Origin of the sequence: Salisaeta longa DSM 21114 (assembly GCF_000419585.1) — a bacterium.
Taxonomy (GTDB): domain Bacteria; phylum Bacteroidota; class Rhodothermia; order Rhodothermales; family Salinibacteraceae; genus Salisaeta; species Salisaeta longa.
This window is the reverse complement of the sequence record NZ_ATTH01000001.1, coordinates 739,315-762,234: the sequence shown is the minus strand read 5'-3', so window position 1 is coordinate 762,234 and position 22,920 is coordinate 739,315. Positions and strand designations below refer to the sequence as shown.

At 62.3% G+C, this 22,920-nt stretch carries 19 protein-coding genes and 1 tRNA gene; 2 read left to right on the top strand and 18 right to left on the bottom strand.

The genetic code is table 11. From position 1 onward, the window contains the following. Nucleotides 1-2: 2 nt before the first annotated feature. From SALLO_RS17590 to SALLO_RS14835, 18 genes are all read right to left on the bottom strand, one after another. Nucleotides 3-941 (bottom strand): DsbA family protein, encoded by a 939-nt coding sequence (locus SALLO_RS17590; RefSeq protein WP_051141274.1) that lies wholly within the window; start codon nucleotides 939-941, stop codon nucleotides 3-5. 68 nt (nucleotides 942-1,009) lie between these two features. After that, complete coding sequence (locus SALLO_RS0103240; RefSeq protein ID WP_022834885.1) at nucleotides 1,010-1,564, bottom strand: hypothetical protein; 555 nt, start codon at nucleotides 1,562-1,564, stop codon at nucleotides 1,010-1,012. A gap of 12 nt (nucleotides 1,565-1,576) precedes the next feature. Next, nucleotides 1,577-3,079 (bottom strand): NADH-quinone oxidoreductase subunit N, encoded by a 1,503-nt coding sequence (locus tag SALLO_RS0103235; protein ID WP_022834884.1) that lies wholly within the window; start codon nucleotides 3,077-3,079, stop codon nucleotides 1,577-1,579. A 47-nt stretch (nucleotides 3,080-3,126) separates the two neighbouring features. Further along, complete coding sequence (locus tag SALLO_RS0103230) at nucleotides 3,127-3,423, bottom strand: 4a-hydroxytetrahydrobiopterin dehydratase (protein ID WP_022834883.1); 297 nt, start codon at nucleotides 3,421-3,423, stop codon at nucleotides 3,127-3,129. Between the two features lie 34 nt (nucleotides 3,424-3,457). Then, the gene (locus tag SALLO_RS0103225) at nucleotides 3,458-5,092 is read right to left on the bottom strand and encodes a complex I subunit 4 family protein (protein ID WP_022834882.1); all 1,635 of its coding nucleotides are present in this window, start codon (nucleotides 5,090-5,092) and stop codon (nucleotides 3,458-3,460) included. 58 nt (nucleotides 5,093-5,150) lie between these two features. Next, nucleotides 5,151-7,160: an NADH-quinone oxidoreductase subunit L gene (nuoL, locus tag SALLO_RS0103220; RefSeq protein ID WP_022834881.1), complete on the bottom strand. Its 2,010-nt coding sequence runs from the start codon at nucleotides 7,158-7,160 to the stop codon at nucleotides 5,151-5,153. 77 nt (nucleotides 7,161-7,237) lie between these two features. Further along, on the bottom strand, nucleotides 7,238-7,543 hold the full coding sequence (gene nuoK / locus SALLO_RS0103215) for an NADH-quinone oxidoreductase subunit NuoK (RefSeq protein WP_022834880.1): 306 nt from the start codon (nucleotides 7,541-7,543) through the stop codon (nucleotides 7,238-7,240). Nucleotides 7,544-7,583: 40 nt separating this feature from the next. Continuing rightward, nucleotides 7,584-8,093, bottom strand: coding sequence for an NADH-quinone oxidoreductase subunit J family protein (locus SALLO_RS0103210; protein ID WP_022834879.1), 510 nt, complete (start codon nucleotides 8,091-8,093; stop codon nucleotides 7,584-7,586). Nucleotides 8,094-8,314: 221 nt separating this feature from the next. Next, nucleotides 8,315-8,842: a rhodanese-like domain-containing protein gene (locus tag SALLO_RS0103205; protein ID WP_022834878.1), complete on the bottom strand. Its 528-nt coding sequence runs from the start codon at nucleotides 8,840-8,842 to the stop codon at nucleotides 8,315-8,317. After that, the gene (locus SALLO_RS0103200; RefSeq protein WP_022834877.1) at nucleotides 8,839-9,639 is read right to left on the bottom strand and encodes a GntR family transcriptional regulator; all 801 of its coding nucleotides are present in this window, start codon (nucleotides 9,637-9,639) and stop codon (nucleotides 8,839-8,841) included. Before SALLO_RS0103200 ends, SALLO_RS0103205 begins: the two co-directional genes overlap by 4 nt. Nucleotides 9,640-9,861: 222 nt before the next feature. Continuing rightward, nucleotides 9,862-10,731, bottom strand: a complete 870-nt coding sequence (tesB, locus tag SALLO_RS0103195; protein ID WP_022834876.1) for an acyl-CoA thioesterase II — start codon at nucleotides 10,729-10,731, stop codon at nucleotides 9,862-9,864. Between the two features lie 186 nt (nucleotides 10,732-10,917). Continuing rightward, a complete protein-coding gene (locus SALLO_RS17585) occupies nucleotides 10,918-11,688 on the bottom strand; it encodes a coiled-coil domain-containing protein (RefSeq protein ID WP_022834875.1) in 771 nt (256 codons plus the stop codon). Between the two features lie 168 nt (nucleotides 11,689-11,856). Next, nucleotides 11,857-12,495 (bottom strand): thiamine phosphate synthase, encoded by a 639-nt coding sequence (locus SALLO_RS0103185; protein WP_022834874.1) that lies wholly within the window; start codon nucleotides 12,493-12,495, stop codon nucleotides 11,857-11,859. Next, a complete protein-coding gene (locus SALLO_RS14850; RefSeq protein WP_022834873.1) occupies nucleotides 12,492-13,301 on the bottom strand; it encodes an aspartyl/asparaginyl beta-hydroxylase domain-containing protein in 810 nt (269 codons plus the stop codon). The genes SALLO_RS0103185 and SALLO_RS14850 overlap by 4 nt, the downstream gene beginning before the upstream one ends. Before the next feature lie 121 nt (nucleotides 13,302-13,422). Beyond that, a complete protein-coding gene (locus tag SALLO_RS17580; protein ID WP_022834872.1) occupies nucleotides 13,423-17,313 on the bottom strand; it encodes an efflux RND transporter permease subunit in 3,891 nt (1,296 codons plus the stop codon). A gap of 42 nt (nucleotides 17,314-17,355) precedes the next feature. After that, entirely contained in the window at nucleotides 17,356-18,546 is a 1,191-nt protein-coding gene (locus SALLO_RS14840) for an efflux RND transporter periplasmic adaptor subunit (RefSeq protein ID WP_051141273.1), read from the bottom strand. Nucleotides 18,547-18,596: 50 nt separating this feature from the next. Then, nucleotides 18,597-20,219, bottom strand: coding sequence for a TolC family protein (locus SALLO_RS0103165; protein ID WP_028566844.1), 1,623 nt, complete (start codon nucleotides 20,217-20,219; stop codon nucleotides 18,597-18,599). A gap of 45 nt (nucleotides 20,220-20,264) precedes the next feature. Then, nucleotides 20,265-20,972 carry a TetR/AcrR family transcriptional regulator gene (locus tag SALLO_RS14835; RefSeq protein WP_040605714.1) on the bottom strand — a complete coding sequence of 236 codons (708 nt, stop codon included), beginning with the start codon at nucleotides 20,970-20,972 and terminating at the stop codon, nucleotides 20,265-20,267. A 413-nt stretch (nucleotides 20,973-21,385) separates the two neighbouring features. On the opposite strand from SALLO_RS14835, the gene SALLO_RS14830 reads away from it, so the two are divergent. Together SALLO_RS14830 and SALLO_RS0103150 are read left to right on the top strand one after the other, a co-directional pair. Further along, nucleotides 21,386-22,621, top strand: coding sequence for a hemolysin family protein (locus SALLO_RS14830; protein WP_228702763.1), 1,236 nt, complete (start codon nucleotides 21,386-21,388; stop codon nucleotides 22,619-22,621). Nucleotides 22,622-22,715: 94 nt separating this feature from the next. Then, nucleotides 22,716-22,789 (top strand) — tRNA-Met (locus SALLO_RS0103150). The last annotated feature ends 131 nt before the right edge of the window (nucleotides 22,790-22,920 follow it).

Genomic DNA, 22,920 nt, shown 5'->3' with positions numbered 1-22,920 from the left:
CCCTACGAATCGGACGATTCCTTCAGGGCTTCCTCCACGTGCTGCTTCAGCACGGAAAACGGCTGCGCGCCCTCGACCATCGTACCGTTGATGAAGAACGCCGGCGTCCCTTGAACGCCCAGCGCGCGGCCCGTGCTGTGTGTGGCGCGCACGGTGCGCTGCGCTTCCTTGTGGGCTGCCGACGACGGATCGGTCGCGCAGGTGCGCCACTGTTGCATGTCGATGCTCGTCCCTTGCAGATACGTAGCTGCCTTCTCGGTCAGGTTTTGCTTTGTGATGCTGCCCTGATGGGTAAACAGCGCGTCGTGGAGCGTCCAGAACGCCGCTTCGCTTTGGCGCGCCGCGCACTGCGATGCGATCGCTGCGGGCTCGGCCCACCCATGCATCGGCAACGGAAAGTGCAGGTACACCAGCCGTACCTTGTCGGGATAGGCCTTCAGGAGGCGATCGATCGACGACTGGGCGCGCTGGCAGTACGGGCATTGAAACTCGGAGAACTCCACCACCGTCACCGGGGCATCGGACGGGCCGCGGGCGGGCATGCCGGCCATCACGTTGGCAAGCCGCTTCATGCGCTCGGCTTTTTGCGCCGACTGCTGCGCGTCGATTTCCTGAATCGTGCGGCTCACATCGAGCGGCTCGCTGGCCAAGAGGAGCAGTTGCGTACCGTCGCTGCTAATGAGGACGGGCAGCTGCCGCTGGCCCACCTGCAGCGTGGCGCGCTTAAAGCCCTTCACGGTGCTGGCGCGCACGTCGCGAAGGGTGGGGTTGGCCGCGCGTAACTGCGGAATTTCGAGCTTCAGGTTTTCAACGATCCGCTCCGTTGAGAGGGCATCGTCGGACGATTGCTGGGCGTCGGACGGGGTGCATCCCACCGACATGAAGAGAAGGGCAACGACGACACAGGCCACGAGGCGCGTGCAGCGAAACAGGCGATGCATGAGCAGCAAGCAGAAAAGTCAGAGGTACGATGCAGCGCGCCAACGCGAGACGGGAGGCGGGGTTCGCGCTATGCGTCGTGCAGCACGCGCATGAGGCGCTCATAGTCGGGGCCCGCGAGCTTGCCCTCGTCGCGGAGGGCCTGCAGCGCGTGCTCTACGGCCCGCACGTCGGTGCCGGTAGATGCGTCGTCAGCCGCTGCCGGTTCATGCAGCATGGCCTCCGAGAGGAAGCGGGCGATGTAGGGAGCCGCCTCCGGCTGGCCCGAGAAGTCCATCGACAGATCGAACGTGGCCCGCCCGCGGTTCACCGTAAGCTCGACCTTCGCACCGCCCAGCCCCAGCCACCGTTTCTTGGCCTTCACCTCGACCACGTTGGTGTACCCAATCGACTGCGGAGCCTGCAAATTGGTATTCTGAAAGACGAACCCCTCGGCGGTGAAGAGGGCCCCGTCTTTCGCATTGCCGGAAAGCGTCGCGTCGTACAGCGCCAGCACATCCGCCGGATCAACCGCCGGCGCATAGTCGGCAATAGCATTCTGTAGGCGGTCCGCCGGCACATCCGGCGCCACGTACAGCCCCATCTGCGGCGCATGCGGAATATGTTCACGAACGAGCGTGTGCATGGGGCGCAATCGTTAGGGCATTGTGGTGGCCATGGCTTGGGCCGCTTCAAAGAACCCGGTGGTGGTCTCCATGAGGCCCCCGGGAAAGAGTCCCAGTACCAGCAGCAGCACCGTGCAGAGCGACAACACCGCGAGTGCGCTAGGCGTTACGCGCGGCAGCTGTGCATCGGCGGATTCCTGCGTTGCAGCGAGCGATTCCGGCGCCTGCATCCAAAAGACGTACACCACGCGCAGGTAATAGTAGGCGCTCAACGCACTCATCAGAAGCGCCGTAACCACCAACCCGATGGCGCCCGCATCAACGGCCGGGCCAAACACGGCCACCTTCCCCATGAAGCCTCCTAACGGCGGAAAGCCGGTGAGGCTAAACATGAAAACGCCCATCGCCACGCCCAGCACGGGCCGCTTGTATCCGATGCCCGCGAGTGAATCGAGCGTCTGCTCGCGGCCTTCCTTCCCATCCCATTCCAGCAGGGCCATCACGCCAAACGCGCCGATGTTCATGAGGGTGTACACCAGCAGGTAGAACATCGCGCCGCCGTATCCTTCAGCCGTTCCGGCACTTAGGCCCACGAGTACGTAGCCCGCGTGGGCGACCGACGAGTACGCCAGCATGCGCTTCACGTTGGCCTGCGAAAGCGCCAGCACGTTGCCAATCACCATCGTGAGCACAGCCACCACCGCCAGCACGCTGCTCCAGCGTTCAGACGGCAGGGCGTAGAACAGCACCAAAATCAGCGATGCAAACGCCGAAGCCTTCGCTGCCGTCGACATAAAGCCCGTTAGGGGCGTCGGCGACCCCTGATACACATCCGGCGTCCACATATGGAACGGCGCTGCACTCACCTTAAACATGAACCCGATGAAGAGCAGCGCAACGCCCGCCCAAAAAAGCAGCGGCGCGCCCCCGGCCTGCAGCGCGTTGGTCATCTCCGGGAGATACATCGTGCCGGTGGCGCCGTAGATGAGCGCCATGCCGTACAAGAAAAAGCCGGTTGAGAAGGCCCCCAGCAGAAAGTACTTGAGGGCGCTTTCGATCGCGCCTTCGTCCTCGCGCACTAGGCCCGTCAGTACGTACAGGCACACCGACATCGTTTCGAGGCCCACAAAGATGGAAATCAGGTTGTTGGCCGTTCCCAGCAGCAGCATGCCCACCACGGCAAACATCACGAGGGCGTACACCTCGCCGTAGTTGCGGCGCATGCGGCGCAGGTACGGCTCGACCAGCAACAGGCTGAGCGCACCCGCGCCCAGTACGATGGTGTTGATGAACGCCGCAAAGCCGCCGGTGCGCACCGACCCCAAGAACGCCGTCCCGGGGGCCGCGCCAAAGTGAAACGCTTCCCACACCGCCGCCACCGTGAGCGTGCCCACGCCCAGCCACGGAATGGAGCGGGCGTCGTTGCGGAACGCATCAAGTACCACCATTGCCATGCCCATCACCCCTACCAGGAGGATCGAGGAAATCGCCGGCAAGTCGGCGGCCATTGCAGAAAAAGCGTCAGAGAGTTCCATACGTAGCGCTACAATCTAAAGGAGAGGAGCCGACGAAACGGGGCGCGTCAGGCCCAGGCAAATTCTTCAATCGCTTCGGCGAGCTGCACGTCCAGGTCGGTCACCACGTTGCCCGCATCGTGCGTCGTGAGGGCCACGGTCACTTCGTTGTAGACGTTGGTCAGCTCGGGGTGATGATTGAGCTCCTCGGCATAGAAGCTCAGCCGCACGATGAAGCTGATGGCGGCACGAAAATCCGTAAAGGTGAACGACTTGACCAGCTGGTCGTCGGTGTGCGACCAGCCGTCGAGGCCTGCAAGCGCATCCTGCAGGTCAGCGTCGGAAAGGGGGGTTGCGTTTGGCATAACAGTATGTACAATGGATGCAGGAGAGCACGAACTACGGGGTGCGAACGCTGAGCGAAGAAACGCGGGCGTCGAGCGGCAGGCGCTGGGCGTGCGGCGGTGCAGTCTGCACGGCCTTCGGCGCCTCGGGGCGGGCGTTATCCGTCTCCGCAAGCTCTTGTTTCTCGTGTACCACATCGAGCAGAAAGTCGGTGGTGGGCGCAGTGCGCGCGAGAAACGGTTGCGGGTAGAAGCCCATCACGAGCATGAGCACCACGAGCGGGGCCATCAGGCCAAACTCGCGGCCGTTCACGTCGTCCATCGTGCGATTCGCTTCGTTGGTCAGTTCACCAAAGAAGGTTTTGTACACCATGTGCAGCAGGTACACCGCCGCGAGGATGACGCCGGTGGTGGCCACGCCGATGAGCACCGGATCGCCAATCACCTGGCTCTTAAACGCCCCCAGCAGAATCATGAACTCGCCCACGAAGCCGTTGAGGCCGGGCAAGCCAGCCGACGCCAGCACCGAGAAAATCATGAGTGTCGTGAGAATGGGCACGGACGTCGCCAATCCGCCATACTCTTCCATCAGGCGCGTGTGGCGGCGTTCATACAGCATGCCCACGAGCAAAAAGAGGGCGCCGGTGGAGATGCCGTGGTTCACCATCTGGATGACGGCGCCTTGCATCGCTTCGGTGGTAAACGCGAAGATGCCCAGCACTACAAAGCCCAGGTGGGCCACCGAGGAGTAGGCGACCAGCTTTTTCGCATCGGGCTGCACGCGGGCCACGAGGGCACCGTACACAATGCCAATGACAGCAAGCACCGCGATGAACATCGCCGCCTCGAAGGCCGCACTCGGAAAGAACGGCAAGCAGAACCGCACGAGGCCATAAGTCCCCATCTTCAGCAGCACGCCCGCCAGAATGACCGACCCGCCGGTAGGAGCCTGCACGTGCGCATCCGGCAGCCAGGTATGCAGCGGAAAGAGCGGCACCTTAATGGCAAACGACAGCGCAAACAAGAAGAACAGCCACCCCTGATCCGCCAGCGGCACATTGTACTGCAGCAGCTTGTACCAGTCGGTTGTAAACACCCCGCCGTTAATGGCTTCGCCCGCGCTGTAGCCCAGGTAGAGAATGCCCGCCAGCATCAGGAGCGAGCCCACGAGCGTGTACAGCACAAACTTGATCGCCGCATACACGCGGTCTTCGCCGCCCCACACGCCGATGATGAAGTACATCGGGATGAGCGTAAGCTCAAAGAAGACGTAGAACAGCAGCAGGTCGAACGACGCAAACACGCCCGTAATGCCCGTTTGCAGAAGCAGCAACAGCCCGTAGTATCCGCGCTCCTTCTCGCCGATGTACGTCCACGACGAGAGCACAACGATGGGGCCCAGCAGCGTTGTAAGCAGAATGAGGAGAATGTTCAGCCCATCGATGCCCACAAAGTAGGAGATGTCGAACATGGCCGGCAGCCACGCCACGTGGGTGGCCAGTTGCGGCATGTGCGACGTAGCCACGGCCGGGTCGTACCCAAACCACAGCCCCAGCGACAAGACAAACGTGACGCTCGTCGTGCCCAGGGCCGTCCACCGGATCGCCCGCGCATTGCGCATCGCCGCCACGGCGAGGGCACCAACGGCCGGAAGAAAGATGACCAGCGAAAGCAGGTACGGGATGTTCATCTACCTTAGAGTAATTGAGTGAACGCGTTGCAGGGCCGGGCTAGCAGGGCGGTAGCGCTTATCCGAAGATCATGAGATACACCACGAGCGTGACGCCCACCACAAACGCAAGCGCGTACGTCTGCACCACGCCGGTTTGCAGCTTGCCCAGCAGGCGGCTGATGTATTGCGACAGGATGGCAAGGCCATTGACGATGCCATCCACGATGCGAGCGTCAAACGGCGCCAGCACCTTGCGCGCGCCGCGGTGGATGAGCGGCCCCACGACCGTGCGGTCGTAGAACTCGTCCCAGTAGTACTTTCCGCGGAAGACCCGGTAGAGGCCGCCCAGGCGTTGCTTCAGCGTCTCGTCGTACGCCACGCCGTGTGCCTTGTAGGCCCGCCAGGCAAATGCCACGGTGCCTACGGCAATGAGTGCGCTAAGCGCAATCAGCCCCCATTCCAGCGCCAGCGGCACGTGGGCATTCATCGCCGCCTCCGCGACCGGCCCGCCGTACTCCATCCCTAGGTAGTGGTGAATCCAGTTCCACTTGCCGTGCGCAATGACGGCCGGCAGCCCAATAAAGCCACCCACCACCGACAGCCCGCCCAATATCCAGAGCGGAATAGTCATCGACGAGGCCGACTCGTGGGCGTGCACCGTATCGGCCTCGGGCCAGCGGGGCGTGCCCTCAAACGTTAGGATGTACGAGCGCGTCATGTAGAACGCCGTCAGCGCCGCGGTCACGATGCCCAGCCCCCACACCATCCAGGCATAGGGATGGCCGTCGTAGCCATATGCAAACGCCTTAAACAGAATCTCGTCCTTCGAGAAGAAGCCGGCGAACAGCGGAATGCCCGAGATAGCCATGGTGGCCAGCAGATACGTCTTGCTCGTCGAGGGCATGTACTGCTTCAGGCCGCCCATCGTGCGCATATCCTGCGGATCGAAATCGGACATGTCGTGGCCTTTGTCTTCCAGGTCGTGCTCCACATGCTCCATCGCATGGATCACGCTGCCCGACCCCAAGAAGAGGCAGGCCTTAAAGAATGCGTGCGTCACCACATGGAAGATGCTCACGAAGAAGGCCCCCACGCCGGCCGCCATAAACATGTAGCCAAGCTGCGAGACGGTGGAGTATGCCAGTACCTTCTTGATGTCGTTTTGGGCGATGGCAATCGTTGCAGCCATAAACGAGGTGAGCGCCCCGATGACGCCAATGGCCACCATAATCTCGGGCGCGCCGAGCACGAGGGGCGAGAGGCGGGCGAGCAGGTACAAGCCGCTGGTCACCATCGTCGCCGCGTGGATCAGCGCGGACACCGGGGTGGGGCCGGCCATGGCATCGGGCAGCCACACAAAGAGCGGAATTTGGGCGCTTTTGCCCGTCGCCCCAATGAATAGCAAGCCCACCGCCCACAGCAGCGCCGTACTCGACATCGACACGCTGCCGCCGGGCTGCCCCAGGTCGAGCAGCACATCGAAGCTGAGGCTGCCCACCTGCTGAAAGATCAAGAACATGGCCATCAGGAAGGCAAAGTCGCCCACGCGGTTCACGATGAACGCCTTGTTGGCCGCGGCGCTGTTCTTGAGATCGGTGTACCAGAAGCCAATGAGCAGATACGAGCACAGTCCCACGCCTTCCCATCCCAGAAACAGCACCAACAGGTTGTTGGCCAGGATGAGGTTCAGCATCGCAAAGATGAACAGGTTGAGGTAGGCGAAGAAGCGCCAGTACCCCGGATCGCCGTGCATGTAGCCGGTGGAGTAGACGTGGATCAGGCTCCCCACGCCGGTGACCACCAGCAGCATGATCAGCGAGAGTTCATCGACCCGATACGCAAAGTCGACCGACAGGTCGCCGGCCTGCAGCCACGTAAAGTAGTTTGCCACCACCGGATCGCCGCCGTACGTTGCAAACAGGTACACCGCCAGCGCAAAAGGAATCGCGACGACTGCTGTGCCAATGGCGCCGATCAGGCCCTCTTTGCGCCGAAAACGCGGCAGAAAGAGCGGCACAAGCCCGTTGACGAGGGCCCCGAGCAAGGGCAGGAGCAGAATGAGGCGAACGATCAGGTCGGTTTTCATAGACGAAAGCAAAGGCAACAGGCGAAAGGCGTACACAGGCCAGGGCGCACTTCGCTCTGGCAGTTAGCGCGAGGGCGTCAATGCTTGAACAGGTTGATCTCGGTAATGTCGACCGTCGACTTCCCACGAAAGATGGCAATGACAATCGCTAATCCAACGGCCGCCTCGGCTGCAGCCACCGCAATCGAAAAGAGGACCAGTATTTGGCCGTCGGCGTCGCCCATAAATTGGCTAAAGGCCACCAGCGTCAGGTTGACGGCATTCAGCATGAGTTCGATGGACATGAGCAGAACGATGGCGTTGCGCTTAAACAGGACGCCAAGGGTGCCAATCGTGAACAGCAGGGCGCCGAGCGCAAGGTACCAGTTCAGGGCGACTTCCATACCAATGGGGAGTTAAACGAGTCGGAACGACAAGGGAACGTTATTGAAAGCGGCGTTGCGCGAGCATCACCGCGCCGATGGTTGCTGCAAGCAACAGGATCCCGGCAATTTCAAGGTGCAAGGCATACCGCGTAAAGAGCGCTTTGCCCAGGGTGCCTGCGTCGCCCCCCTCGGCTGCCATTGCTGGCGTAACCGGTGCGATGGGAAGGTCGAACCCCAGCGCAAGCACATACAGCAGCTGCGCAAGGATGGCAACACCCAGTATGAAGCCCAGGATCTTCGTACCGTCGAGATCGCCCAGTTGGGGAAGGGCCGACAGGTTCAGCAGCATGATCACAAACAGAAACAGCACCATGATGGCCCCGGCGTACACCAAGATCTGGATGACCCCGATGAAGGTCGCATTCAGGGTCAGGTAGATGCCCGAGAGGCTGAACATGGTAAGGACCAGCCAGAGCGCACTGCTGACGGGGCTGCGCGCAACCAGCATCCCTATCGATGCCACAATGGCAAGAGCGGCCAGCAGAAAAAACAGGAATGGAGAGGCCATAAACCGCGCGTGCTGGGTTCGGTGAACGGAGGGAGCGAAGAGCGTGCAACGGGCGCACGTTCCAGATCGCAAAGTACCAAGGCGCGCTGCCATCAGCAAGAACGCGGGCGGTTAATCCCGGATGAATACAGCGCACGCCGAATAATTCCGTGCGATTCTCTCCGGACGGCCCTAGAAACGTATGCTGCATTGAAAAGTGGTCGGGCGTTCTGCCCCGCAGCTCACTCGACGGTGTAGGCCCGCAATGAGTCCGCAAGAAGCCGCCCCCACGTAGCGTCGTACGGGTGCACCGCCTGCACCCGGCGCCCGCGGCGATACACAGGGCGTCCTTCGTTGGCCCATTGAAAGATAGAGCCCCGCAGATTGTAGACGTTGGTAAAGCCCTGTTGCCGCAGCTGCTGCACCACGCCGGCCGACCGGTAGCCCACCGAGCAGTAAACCACCACCGGCGTATCGCGCGCCAGGGTGTCTTGGAGAGCCTTATAGTTTGTCGCCCCTGGGTCGATGCGCCGGGCGCCCGGCAGATGGCTCACGGCAAACTCCTCGGGCGTGCGGGCATCCAGCAGCACCGGCGCCGCCCGGGTGGTGTCGGCGAGCCGCTGGGCGAGCGCGTCGGTCGTCAGCGTCGGCACCGCGCCGTACGTGGCGTCAATCATGGCGTGCACGGCTTTCCAGCTTAGTTCATCCGAGCACCCAACCCACAGCAAGGCACCGCAGGCCATGGTGGTCGCCCATCCGCGAAAGGTCATGCGTCGCTCGTGTCGGACTGGAAGACAGGTTCGAAGTCGCGGAGGGGCATGCCCGCATCGTAGGCCTCCGAGGCCGTGCGCTCCAGTTCCACGATGTAGGCCACGCGATCGCTGCGGTAGTAGCGCGTTTGAAAGTAGATCGGCTTGTCGGCTGTTGTGAACGAGCAGCGATCAATTTGGAGCACGGCCTGCCCAGACGGTACATCGAGGGCCGCCGCAGCCTCGTCATCCGCGTGGGCCGCGCCAATGCGATAGCGGCCGCGCAGCACCGGGATGTCGTACGATCCTTCCAGGATGCCGTAGATCGTCTCGCGCGCCAGGTCGTGCCCTTCCAGCAGCTGCGCATAGAACGGCGGCAGCCACGTCCGGTCGAAGGCAATGGGTTGTTCGTCGCCCAGGCGCAGGCGGTCGAGCCGAATGACGGTCGTATCGGGCGCTACATCGAGGCGCCGTGCCACGGCTGCGGGCACCGGTTCGGGGGCCTGATGCTTGACGACCGAACGAGCCTCCAGTCCCGCCTGCGCCATGTCTTGCGCGAAGTCGGTGAGGCGCACCAACCCCTGCGGCGGACGGCGCTCTTGGACGAACGAGCCGAGGCCCTGCTGGCGGTAGATGAGTCCTTCGTGCTCAAGGGTTTGCAGCGCGCGGCGCACCGTCACGCGGCTTACACCGAACATCTCGCCGAGCGCTTTCTCCGAAGGAAGCTGCTCATCGACGCCGTACGTTTCATCTGTGATGCGCGCGCGGAGCCAATCGCTGATTTGTTCGTGGCGCGGGCGGCCCGATTCAAGTTCCATGCTATGTGCTTGCGTTTCTGAGGTACCTGTCACGCTTGTAAGGACAAGCAAACACGACAGGTTCCTGCAGTCACGCGCAGCGCACGGTGTTACTCCCACAGCAGGCGAGCAGGGCGTGGGCTGGTGTAGGCTTTCGCCTGAGGAAACAGGTTCAAATGTTCAAAGGATTGGCACCGTACGCCTTCTGATCATTGAAGCCGCCGTCCGATGACGTTGCATGCATCAGGTGTCCTCCCACACGCGCATCAGCCCTTCTTGCGCTACCGAAGCCACGAGCGTGCCGTCTTGGGCAAAGATCTGCCCCCGCGTAAAGCCGCGGGCCTGGTCGGCGGCCGGACTGTCCATGGCGTACAGTAGCCACTCGTCGGTACGAAACGGCCGATGAAACCAGATCGCGTGGTCGAGCGAGGCAAGCTGCAGGTTCGGCTGCACGAACGAGAGCCCGTGCGGACGCAGCGCTGTGCCGAGCAGCCCGTAGTCCGATGCGTAAGCCAGTACGGCTTGATGCAATAACGGATCATCGGGCATGGGGCCGTGGGTGCGCAGCCAGCGATAGCTCACGGGCGTGGTGGGCGCAGGGTCGAACGGGTTGACGGGGTCAACGGGCCGCACCTCGATGGGCCGCTCGCGGGTGTAGAAGTGGCGCACCTTGGGCGGAATGCGGTCGGCGATGGCGCGGAGCAGGTCCAGCTCGGCCGTCAGTCCCTCGGGGCCCGGCACATCGGGCATCTCGGTCTGATGGCTCGCGCCGTCCTCGGGACTCTGAAAGGAAGCCGCCATATTGAAGATCGCGCGGCCGTGCTGAATCGCAACAATGCGACGCGTGGCAAAGCTGTTGCCATCCCGCAGGCGGTCTACATCGTACACGATGGGCGCGGCCACGTCGCCCGCGAGAATAAAGTAGCCGTGCATGGAGTGTGCGCGGCGGGTGTCGTCGCCCACCGTGTAGCGCGCAGCCACCAGCGACTGCGCCAGCGCCTGTCCGCCGTACACGCTGCCCGACCCGATGTCTACGCTCTGCCCGCGAAAGATATTGTGCTCGATGCGCTCCAAGTCCAACAGCGCCAGAAGGTCCTCCAGTGAAAAGCCCATACGACGGGTGAAAAGGAAAGAAGATACGCGTTTGATCGTCGCACCCGCTACGCAACGACGGCCTGCGATGGTTCCTACCGCCTCGTGCAGGCTGCCACAGAAGCCATCGCTGGCGGTTTGCCGCACCGGGCCGCAGCCGATTGAAGCCGCTCGCGCACCTCGCGCGCCGGAGCGATGCGCACGCACTCAGGCAATCAAGTAGTCAAGCAGCGTGACGAGTGCACTCGTTGCAATGATAATCGTGGCAGCCATCTGGTACCGCTCGGAACGGAGCTGGGCCGCTACGGTCTCGATCCGCTGCTCCAGGCGGTTCTCCGTCTCCAACACGTAATGCCGCAGGCGCCCTTCCATTTCCTTCATCTCTGCCCGAAGCTCTTCCCCCAACGCTGTCATATCTTCACGCAATGCTTTGTTTGCCGCCTCCATGTCTTTACGGAGCGATGCGTTTGCGGCCTCCATATCCTCACGAAGCGCAGTGTTTGCCGCTTGCATCTCCTCGCGCAACGAGGTGTATTGCTTGCGCAACGAGACGTTTGCAGCCTCCATATCCTCTCGGAGCGAGACGTTTGCAGCCTCCATATCCTCTCGGAGCGAGGCGTTTGCAGCCTCCATATCCTCTCGGAGCGAGGCGTTTGCAGCCTCCATATCCTCCCGAAGCGAGGCATTTGCTGCCTTCATCTCCTCCCGAAGCGAGGCATTTGCTGCCTTCATCTCCTCCCGAAGCGAGGCATTTGCTGCCTTCATCTCCTCCCGAAGCGAGGCGTTTTCAGCCTTCACCTCCTCGCGCAACGATGCGATATCACTTCGGAGGGCCGTTTCGGTGGCTGCCAAGTCGTCCTTCGTTACAGAAGCCGCGTCCGTATCAGCCAGAATCTCGGCAATGCGTTCGGCCTGATCGGAGGAGAAGGTACCGCCTTCCTGCAGACGTTTGGCGGCCTTGAGGGTGTCGATGGGCATGCCGGCGATGCGTCTAGTGTGCGGTAGAAGCGAGCCGTATGAATACTTGTATGAACACGACGTTAACACGCAGTGTTTGGGAAAGATTCGCGCAGCGACCCGGGCACACACGCCGGCCGGTGCTTGGGGGTGGCCCTCGCGTTCGCGCGTGCTTCCACCGGTGCAGCGTCATTGCGCGGCCGCCGCCAACGCCTGTTGATAGGCGCGCGCCGCGGCGACCGGGTCGGCGGCGTCCATGATGCCCGAGAGCACCGCAACGCCCGCGGCGCCCGCGGTGCAACACGCCGCCACGCGCGTGGGCGTGATGCCCCCGAGGGCCATGACGGGCTGCGGTGCGGCGGCACAGAACTGCGCCAGCGCCCCGACGCCCGCGCCTGGATGGCCCGGCTTGCTCGACGTAGGAAACACCGGACTGAAAAAGAAATAGTCGGCAGCCCGCTGCGACGCGGTCAGGTCCGCCACGGCATGCGCGGAGCACCCAATTTGCGCGGCCGGGCCCAACCGGCGCCGCGCAGCAGCCACTGGCGGACCGTGCGCGCCGGTATGGAACCCGCTCCCGAGGGCCGCGGCCACCGCCAGCCGGCTGTTCACGGACACATGCGCGCCCGCTTCGCGCGCTGCGGGCTGAAGGGCCTTCGCTGCTTCGGCGAATGCGGCTACTGAGGCATCGTGTGCCCGCAGGTGCACCCACCGCACGACGCCCGCTGCTAAAACATCGCGCACAATGGCCGCGCGCGCCGGATCGACAAACCCATCGGCGATCAGCACCAGCCGGTCCGGCACCGCGTCGTTGCCTCGTGCCGTCATCCCTGCTCCATGGCTTCCGCCTCCTCAAGGCGCTTCGACCATTGCTGCTGATTGGTCGTCGCGTCTTGCACCACCGAGGTATGCTGCGCAAGGCTGATGAGGCCGCTGTTGAGCGCATGCAGCGGCTGCGGGAGCGGGCGCTTCACATCCAGAAAGAGAATGGCGCGCTCGCCGCTCGTCGCGTTCCACACCTCGTGGTTGTAGGTGTCGTCAAACACAAGGCTTTTGCCTTCCGCCCAATGCACCACCTCATCGGCTATGCGGATGCGGCACTGCGATGCAGGCTCGGGCACTTTTAGCCCCAGGTGGTACCGCAGCACGCCCTTGTACGGGCCGCGATGCGCGGGAATGTGCTTACCGGGAGCCAAAATCGAAAAGAAGGCCGTCGTCATGCCCGGCACACGCTCAATCAACTCAGTGGTGCGTGGGCAGCGGGCGCAATTTTCTTCGGCTTTCGTGCCATAGCCATAAAAGAAAAACGTCTTCCACTTTTCGTCGGAGATCGTGGATGCGTCCTCGGCAATGTCGTGAAAGCTGGGCAGCGCCTCGCGGTACTGCAAGATGGCCTCCAGCTCGTCCCGAATCTCCTCCCAGTGCGCCTCTAGGTGCTGCGTCCATGGAAACTGTGCCGGGTCGTGCACCGGACGATCGCCTACACGCGAGAACCGTCCAAACAGCCAGTCGAGGCTATGGATGGCTTTTTGTCCGAGGCGACGCCCCAGGCTGTCATCACGATCCTTGAAGGTAGACTGCTGAAGGCGCGCAGTGTCAGTTGGTGCAGATGGTGTTGCAGTTTGTTCGGACATAATAGAGAATGAAATTGAAATCGATGCATTGTAGCATAACAAGCCGCTACCGGCAGATCCACAGCAGCCGCTGCAGCACTTGTTGTAATGCTGCAACGGGCCGTGGGTCTTGCATCCGCGTTTAGGCCTTATCGGGGGCCACTTGGGGCGCGGGCGTCGGCTCCGCCCCATCGCCTGCGGGCACCGCACCGTTTCCAGCCATCGTCGCCGAGGTGATGCCCTCCGGATCGACGCCGGGCCCGCCAAAGAGCCGCTGCAAGCGTAAGCTCAGCGAATCGAAGGCGGAATACATCACCGGCACAATGACGAGCGTCAGGAACGTGCCAAAGGTGAGGCCGCTGATGATGGCCGTGCCCATCGGTCCCCAGAACTGCGTATTCTCCGAGCCAATGGCAAACGCCGGATCGAAGTCCGCGAGAAGCCCCACAAAGTCGATGTTGATGCCGAACGTCAGCGGAATAAGACCGATGACGGTCGTAAGCGCTGTCAGCAGCACCGGCCGCAGGCGCGTGGCACCGGCTTCCACCACGGCCTCGCGCTTGTCGAGGCCACGCTCGCGCAGTTGCATCGTGTAGTCGATCAGCACGATGCCGTTGTTCACCACAATCCCCGCAAGCGAGATCACCCCGATAAAGGTGAACAGGCTGAACGGCGTGCGTGTGAGGATGAGGCCCAACAGCACGCCCACAAGGCTAAGCCCAACGCCCACCATGATGATGAACGGTGCGCTAACGGTGTTAAACTGCGCCACCATAATCAGGAAGATGAGGGCAATGCCCACCAGCAGCGCCGTTGCCAGGAACTGAAAGGCCTCCTGCTGATCCTGATTTTCGCCGGTGTAGCTCATGCTGTAGCTTGGCGGCAGCTCTTGCCGGTACGTCTTCAAGTACTGTTGCACGGTTTGCAGCACCTGCTGCCCGGTATACCCCGGGGCCGCGTCGCCCTGCACCGTCACGGTAGGCTGCAGGTCGAGCCGCGTGATGGAACCCAGCCCACTCTGCGTACGCAAATCGGCCACAGCAACCAGCGGAATCTGTTGCCCCTCGTGTAAAATGGTGAGGTTCTTCAGGCTCTCCAGGTTGTCACGGTCGCCTTTCTTCAAGCGGACGCGGATGTCGTATTCCTTCTCGCCGGCGCGGTACTTCGACGCCTCCACGCCATTGATCGCCGCACGCACGGTGTTTCCAATCTGCGCGGTCGAGAGCCCAAAGCGCCCGGCACGGTCGCGGTCGATGGCCACTTCCAGTTCGGGGCGGCCCTTGTTCAGGTTGTCGCGCACGTCAACGAGGCCAGGCAGCTTGCCGGCTTTCACGCCCTGTTCCAGCTTGCGCCGAATCTCGCTGGCAATTTGCGCCACGCGGTCGAAGTTTTCGCCCGTCACCTCAATGTTTATCGGGGGCCCCGTCGGCGGCCCGCTCTCGTCCTGCGTGAACTCAATTTCCACGCCCGGCACGCCCGTCAGGTTATTGCGCAGCTTGCGCATGGTTTGCGTGCTTCGCTCGGGGCGCTCCACAAAGTCGATCAGGTTGAGGGTAACACGCGAGCGCTCGGGGCTAGAGGCGCCGCCGCCAAACTGCTGATCGCCGCCCACACCTACATTGACCAGCATGTTCTTCACGTTGGTGCGCGAATCGGGGTTGGTGCGCAGCAGCGTGCTGATGCGGTCTTGCAGTTCCTTTGCGAGGTTGTTCGACGCGTCAATGTTGGTGCCCAGCGGCGCCTCGGCGGTGATGCGGATGAGGTTCGGGTCGGTGCTCGGGAAGAACGACGTGCCTGTGGGCGCAATGGCAAACAGCCCGATGATGCCCAGCAGCGCACCCAGCGAGCCGTTCAGCAGGCGCGCCCGGTTGTCGGTAAGCAGCAAGTAATCGGACCGCGCAAACAGCAGCCCCAGCAGCCCGACGCCCACAATGAGCGCGGGCAACAGCAAGAGCTGCCCGATGGTGGTCAGCGTGACGTCACCGCCCGTGAGGTACTGAAGGCCCGTGATGCCGCCCACGACCAGCGCCAGCACGCCGCCAATCACCACGCTGGCGCGGCGGCCGAGGTAGACGCTCTCCAGGGTGTGTACCACAATGCCCAACACGCCCAGTCCCGCCAACACGCCGCCTATGATAAGCAGCGGCCAGGCCGGGGGCATGCTCATGAGCCCGGCCACTAGGCCGCCCACAATGAGCACCAGCACACCTGCACTAAACGCGGCCAGTGCAGCCACGTTACGCAACAGCGCATGCTTTACGTTGTAGTCGCGGGTCAGCATCCATTCCAAAAAGGTTCGGTACCGCGCAATGATCGCCGGCAGCCCACTGGAAATGAACCAGTCGCCCAGCGGTTTAAAGAACCGTGTGTGCACGACGTAGAGCGTGGGCACGAGCACGGCCACAACCACGAGCGTCTTCCAATTCGCCAGCCCCAATGTGAGCGCCGCGAGGCCCGCAATGGCGCCCGCCGTAATCTTCTGGGCCCGCGTCCATGGCTCCGTCTCTTCAGTTTCCAGCTTCACGAAGTAGCCCGTCACCACAGGATTCATCACCAGCGCCACAAACAGCGACGACGTGAGCGTAATGATGAGCGTAAGCGGCATGTAGCTCATAAACTCGCCCGTGATGCCCGGCCAAAAGAGCATCGGCGCAAACGCGGCCACCGTGGTGGCCGTTGCCGCCACTACCGGACCGCCCACTTCAAGCGCGCCCAGCTTCGCCGCCTCCCAGCGGCTGTAGCCTTCCTCGCGAAAGCGGTAGATGTTTTCGACGATCACGATGGCGTTATCCACCAGCATGCCCAGCGCGATGATCAGCGAAAACAGGATGATGAAGTTGAGCGTGTAGCCCAGCGCCTGAAAGACGACAAACGACACCATCATCGACAGCGGAATGGCAATGCCCACCAGCGTAGCGGTGCGCACGCCCAAGAAAAACAGCAGCACCGCCACCACAAAGATCAGCCCGCTGATGATGTTATTCTCCAGGTCTTTCACCAGCGTCTCCACATTTTCGCTGCGGTCGCCGGTAATCAGCGTTTGGGTGCCCGGGGGAAACGGAAATTCGTCGAGCGTGCTGCGAATCTTGGCCGCCGTCTCCAGGATGTTCTCGCCGGAACGCTTCGTGATGTTCAGGCTAATGACCTGCCGCGTGCTGGTATCTTGCACGGCCACCAGCTCGCCCTCGGCGTTTTCGCGCTTCAGAATGCGCAGCCGGGCGTAGCTCGATCGCTCCTTGTAGCCAAACACCACATCGGCGACGTCGCGCACGTAGATGGGCGCGCCGCCGGGCGGGGTCTTCACCACCAGGTCGCCAATCTCCTGGGCCGGATCGTCAAACTGCCCGTTCACGCGCACCAGGTAGTTCAACCGATCAACATCGATGGAGCCCCCTGGTATGTTGGCGTTCTCCTGCTGGATGATGCGCGTAATGTCGGCAAACGTGAGGTTGTACGCCTTCAGCGCCGTCAGATCCACATTGACCTGCACCTCCTGCTCAATGCCGCCAATCAGCGGTGCCTCCAGGATGCTCGGAATCTTCTCCAGCTCGTCCTGTAAATCCTCGGCCACCTCCTTCAACCGCGACAGCGGGTAGTCCGCCGCGAGGTTGACGGTCATGATGGGAATCTCGGAGGTGTTGATCTCATTGACGAGGGGCTCCTCGGCATCCTCCGGCAGCTCCGACTTGGCCACGTCCACCTTGTCGCGCACCTTTTGGTAGGCCTCGTCCATCGAGATGTCCGGCGTAAACTCCACGATGACGGTCGAGACGCCTTCGGTGGAGGTCGAGCGGATCTCCTTGATCCCGTTAATGCCTTGTATCTCCTGCTCGACCGGCTGGGTTACCAGCGATGCGATGTCGTCGGGACTGGCGCCCGGATAAATCGTCGTGACGACGATGTTTGGAATTTCGATGGACGGGAACGACTCCTTCGGCAGCGTGAGGTAGCTGTAAAGGCCGCCCAGCGCAAAGAGTACCGTCAGCACAAAGACGCTGGTGCGGTACTTGATGGATGTATTGATGATCTGCATAGCAGCAGGAGGAATCGGTGAATGAACGCGGCAAGCGGGCGACTACTGGGCCGAGGGGGCCGGTTGCGTAGGCGCGGGGAGCGCCGTTTCGGGTGCGGGCGTGCGCGGGCGGAAGCTGTTGGCGGCCTCTTCGATGCTTGTGTACTGCTGCACCACCTCCACGGCAACGCCTTCGGTAAGGTCGGTTTGACCCAGCACCACCACTTCGTCGCTGGGCTGCAGGCCCTGGGCGACCACCACGGCGCCGCCGTAGGCGGGCCCCAGCTGCACCGGCTGTCGTTGCGCGACCTTTGTGCTGTCGGTGGCCTTGACGGTGAATACGCTGTTGCCGTTTTCGCTACGGATCACCGCGGCCCGCGGGATGACCAGCGCGTTTTGCAGCTCGTTACGCGGGAGCACCACGCGTGCGACCATCTCGGGCTTCAGGAGGCCGCCGGGGTTCTCCAGCTCAATCTCAATCGGAAAGGTACGGCTCTGGGGATTGATGGTACGCCCCACAAACGTCACGGGCGCCGTGCGCGGCGCAATGCCGTAGGCCTGAAAGGCTACCTTTACCGACGTACCTTCCTCAATGTCGCTGGCGTATCGCTCCGGCACACCGACGCGTACCCGCACGCGCTGTGTGCTTACCAGACGCACCAGCGGCGCACCGGCTCCGGCTTGCTCGCCCACCTCGATGAAGTGCTCCTCAACCGTACCGCTGAAGGGCGCCAGCACCACGGTGTTGCGCAGCTGCTTTTGGGCCTGGGCCACGGCCGCCTTGGCTTGTACCAGCTGGGCCCGCGCCTGCTGGTAGTTGGTGCGCACCTGCTGAAACTCCAGCGCGCTCAAGATTGAATCCTTGTAGAGCGGCAGTTGCCGCTGGTAGCTGTCTTCTGCCAGGTCAAATTGCGCCTGGGCGGCCTCGTAATTGGCCTGTGCCTGCTGCGTGTTGGCGCGCGCAATGTCTTGGTCGAGCACGGCCAGCGTGTCGCCGGTTTGCAAAAACGTGCCAAGGCGGCGCAAGCGCTCGACGGTGCCGGCTGCTTGTGCCGAAATTCGTACGTCGTTTAGCGACTCAACGCTGCCGGTAATTTCAATAGCATCCTGAAACGACGTGGGCGTCAGGCGCAGCGTCTCGACGCGCGTCCGGTTGTCGGGCGCGGCGGTGGCATCGGCCGGTGGACCGCTTGAGCAGGCCGTCCACAGCACAGGCGCTGCGAGCAGCAGGATAACAAGAAGGCGAGAAGGCATGAGCGAAGGCATCAACGGTTCGGGGGTTGTTCGGTACACGAAAGTCGACATTAGCGCTGGGTGGTCAGGATCTCGGGCGCCGGTGCGGTGAGCGATACGCCGAGCGCGGTGCGTAGGCTGGCGCGCGCCACGCGGAGATCGTAGGCGGCCTGCAAGTAGTTGAGGCGGCTCTGGTCAAGCTGATCGGAGGCCTCGCGCAGCTCCAATTGGGTCGAGACGCCTGTGCGCACGCGCTGTGCCACGTAGCGGTAGTTGGTTTGGGCCGTCTCCACATTTTGCTGCTGCGCCTGCAGGCGCTGGCGGGCGGCGGCAAGGTTTCGCAGGGCCTGCCGCACCTCAATGCGAATGGTTTGCTGCAGGCGGTCGTACTGCACCTGCGCCTGGCTGATGGCAATTTCGTCCTGTTGCACGCGGGCGCTGGTTTGAAATCCGTTAAAGATATTCCACGTAAGCTGCAAGCCTACGCTGAAGGACGGATTCCAATACGAATCGGCGAAAAAGTCGCTGGAGGTTCGCTGGAATGCGAAGGGGTCGAGCGGGTCCGATACAATGCTGGTGCGGTCGTCGGGCACGCGACCGCTGTACGCAAAGTTGGCCACGGCGGAAAGGCGCGGGAAATACTGCGCTTGGGTGATATCTTTCTGGACGCGCTGCAGCTCGATGTTCAGCCTGGCCCGCTCCAGGTCGGCCCGCTGCATTTCTGCAATGTCCAGGGCTTGCGTGAGTGAGACCTGTTGAAAGCGCTGCGGGTCGTTCACCTGCAGCGCTCCGCGTACGGCCACGTTCAAATCGGCGCCCACGCCAAGCACACGCTTCAGATTGTCTAGGGCCCGCTGCGCGTTGTTGCGTGCCTGAATGAGCTGCGTCTTCTGGTTGGCCAGCTGCACCCTGGCGCTCAGGCGCTGGTACTTGGGGATGGTGCCCTGTTTTACCTGCAGGGTAATTTCCTGAAGTGTCTCGCGCGACCGCTGCACGCGCTCCTCCGCAACCTTCGCCTGCGCCTGCGCCAACATCGCACCGTAGAACGCCTCGTACACCGACTGCGCCACCTGCTGCCGCTGCCGCACGCGCGCCAGCTGACTGACGTTTTTGAAGGACTGCGCGCCTTCAATGGCGGAAAAGGCGCTTCCGTTATACAGCGTTTGCGTCAGCTGCACGCCCGTCAAAAACTCATTGTCTACGCCGAAGGGGTTGCCCGCACTGGCATTCGGATTCACACCAATGGCGCGCAGGCTGTCGTTCTGTCGCTCAACGAATTCCTGAAACGTAATGGGGTCGGTGGCCGGATCGCTGTCGAGTCGCCGGCGCTCGTTGAAGGCCACCCAATCGGCTTGCCCGCCGCCGCCCAAGAAGCTCGCCACGTCGCTGCCAGCAAAGGGGTTGGCCGTCACCACGTTGCGCGTGTAGCTGCTGGTCACATCAATGGACGGCAGTACGCTGCCCCATGCTTCACGCACCTGGGCATCGGCGGTGCGCACATCCAGAGAGGCGCTACGCAGGGCATGGTTGTTGGCAAAAGCCACCCGCAGCGCGCGCTCAAAGGTGAGCGTGAGCGACGAGTCGGGCGCAGATGGAAGCAGGTTCTGGGCCGCTACAGCCATTGGGTGCACCGGCAGCCATGCGGCGACGAGTACACATGCCAGCAACCAGCGCGGAGGAGCGAATACGGTCATAGAGACGTCAGACGGTGGGGATTCGTTCATGGGGTGGTTTGCGGGTTACAGCTGCAGCCCATCAAACAACATGGCCGTCACGAAGTCGGCCGCATCGGATGGACGATCGAGCAGCCCAGACGGGGTACAGACGGACGGCAGATCCTCGGATTGCGCCTGCTGCATGCGTTCGGTAAGGCAGCGGTGCACCACCATGCCGTTTACGTTTTCGAGCAGCATGTGGGCGACGGACCGGGGGGGCAGCGTGCGGATGGTGCCCGCCTCCATCGCCTGCTCAAGCACCGGCACAAGCATGCCTACCATGCGCTCTTGCTGCGCCCGAAAGTAGGCCGCGCGCTCGGGGTCTTCGCTAAAAGCCAACCGATACGCTTCTTTCGTCAAGATCAGAAACAGATCTTCGCGGGCCCTGAAAAAAGAAAACGCTTCTTTCACAAACTCACGAAAAGCCGCGCGAAGGCCGTTTTCCTCTACTGCCGCCTCGTTAAATGACGTCTGCAGAAGATCGCACACGTCGTCGTACAGCTCATCGAAGATGGCATACAAAATGGCCTCCTTGCCGCCGTCGAAGTAGTTGTAGAGGGTGCCCTTCCCAAACTCGGCACGCGTGGCAATTTCGTCGATGGTGGCACGCGCGTACCCCTTTTCGGCGAACACGGCGCGGGCCGCGTCGAGCATGGCATGGCGGCGGGCCCGGCGCTCGCGTTCGCGCCGCGAGAGCGCATCGGAGGCCGAACCGTTCGAGGTACGCGACATAGACGTATAGCGAAATTATGAACAATCAGTCAGTAGGTGACTACCCGGTCACGTGATGAATGATTCGTCACTTTGCATGGAAAAGATTCCGCGGCTGCGTAAATAAGCTGTTAAGCACGCCGCAAGGGCTCACAGATGCGCTGAGGCGCTGCCCATTGGCGAATCGCATGCCCGTTGCCCCGGCGCGGTGCATGAATCGCCGAAAACCTGGAACGCTTCCCGCCGTACGCGTTTGTCCTACGGCCTTTTGTTTGCATGTACCTTCAATGCATCATCGAACAGCGATACATCCGGTCCTACGTAGCTTGCCCGGCGGTCTTTGGGCCTTGATGCGGCTAAGTCAGCTACAAACGCTTCGGTGCTGACCGGCGCGTTACAGCACTCGTTGCCGTGCAATTGTTCTTCGCTGTCGAATGGATTTGTCTTTCCCTGCTCTTTTTCTGATGGTCCCCCCCGATGGAAGCCTCACGCTTCTAACGGTGTACATCGCCCTGGCACTGGGTGTCTCGTTTTTGTGCTCGATGATGGAAGCCGTCTTGCTGAGCGTAACGCCCTCGTATGTCGCGGCCCTCGAGCAGGAGGGCCACGACTTTGGCCAGCGCTTGCATGCGTTCAAAAGCGACATTGATCGGCCACTGGCTGCCATTCTGAGCCTCAACACCATTGCACACACCGCGGGCGCCGCGGGCGCCGGGGCCGAAGCCGCCGCGTACTTTGGCGAGGCATACGTGGGCGTCATATCGGCCGTGCTTACGCTTCTCATCCTCGTCCTATCGGAAATTATTCCGAAGACGCTTGGTGCGATGTACTGGCGACAGCTGGCTCCGGCCGTCACGCGCATGCTGGCCGTTATCATCATCTTGATGTGGCCGCTCGTGAAGCTCTCGAAGGGCATCACGCACCTGCTTTCCAGCGACGAGTCGACCAACACCTTTAGCCGCGAGGAATTTACAGCACTGGCGGAAATCGGCAAAGAGGAGGGCGTCTTCGAGGAGAAGGAATCGCGCATCCTCAAGAATCTGTTTCGCTTCAACTCGCTGCGCGTGAAGGATGTGATGACGCCGCGCACGGTGATGTTTGACCTGCCGGAGAGCCACACCATCGGGGAGGTGGTGGATACGTACAACGAGTTTCGCTTCTCCCGCATTCCGGTGTACGACCGGAAACGCGACGACGTAACGGGCTACATCTTGAAAGACGAGTTGCTGCTACGCGCGGCGCAGGAAGAGCTCGATGTAAAGCTGCGCGAGATGCGACGCGACATTTTGGTAGTGCACGAAACGCTGCCGCTGCCGGATCTGCTGGAGCGCTTGCTCGATCGGCTGGAGCATGTGGCGCTTGTGGTGGACGAGTACGGCGGCGTGGCCGGCATTGTGACGATGGAGGACGTGGTGGAGACGCTGCTGGGCCTCGAAATCGTCGACGAAGCCGACTCGGTGGAAGACATGCAGGCCCTGGCGCGGCAGCAGTGGTTCCGGCGCGCACAAAAACTTGGGATGGTTTCGGAGCAAGAAGCCTCGGAGGCATCGGTTGCGCCACGCCACGCCCGCTACAGCACGCCGGACGACGCCCCGGCCGACGCGCCCCCCACCGACGACGCCCCTATGGAGCCCGCCGAATCGTCCTCCAACGATGCCTCTGAGCAGTAGTGCGCGGCCCGCGGGGGTCCACTGCTTCTTCACGACGCCGCGGAAACAACCCGGCGGTCTCGTCGCATTCAAGCGCACGCTGCACGACGAAAACGGCGTGGTAGCTCAGGCGGTTAGAGCGTCGGATTCATAACCCGGAGGTCGAGAGTTCGAATCTCTCCCACGCCACCGTTAAGGCCTGAAGCGGTGCTCGCATTGCGCGGGCATCGCTTTTTGTGTATGGCCCCACCCGTCGTGGGGAGCGGCCGACGCGTTTGCGCAGAACGCGCACGAGCTGCGTTCACGCACAAACCAGCTAC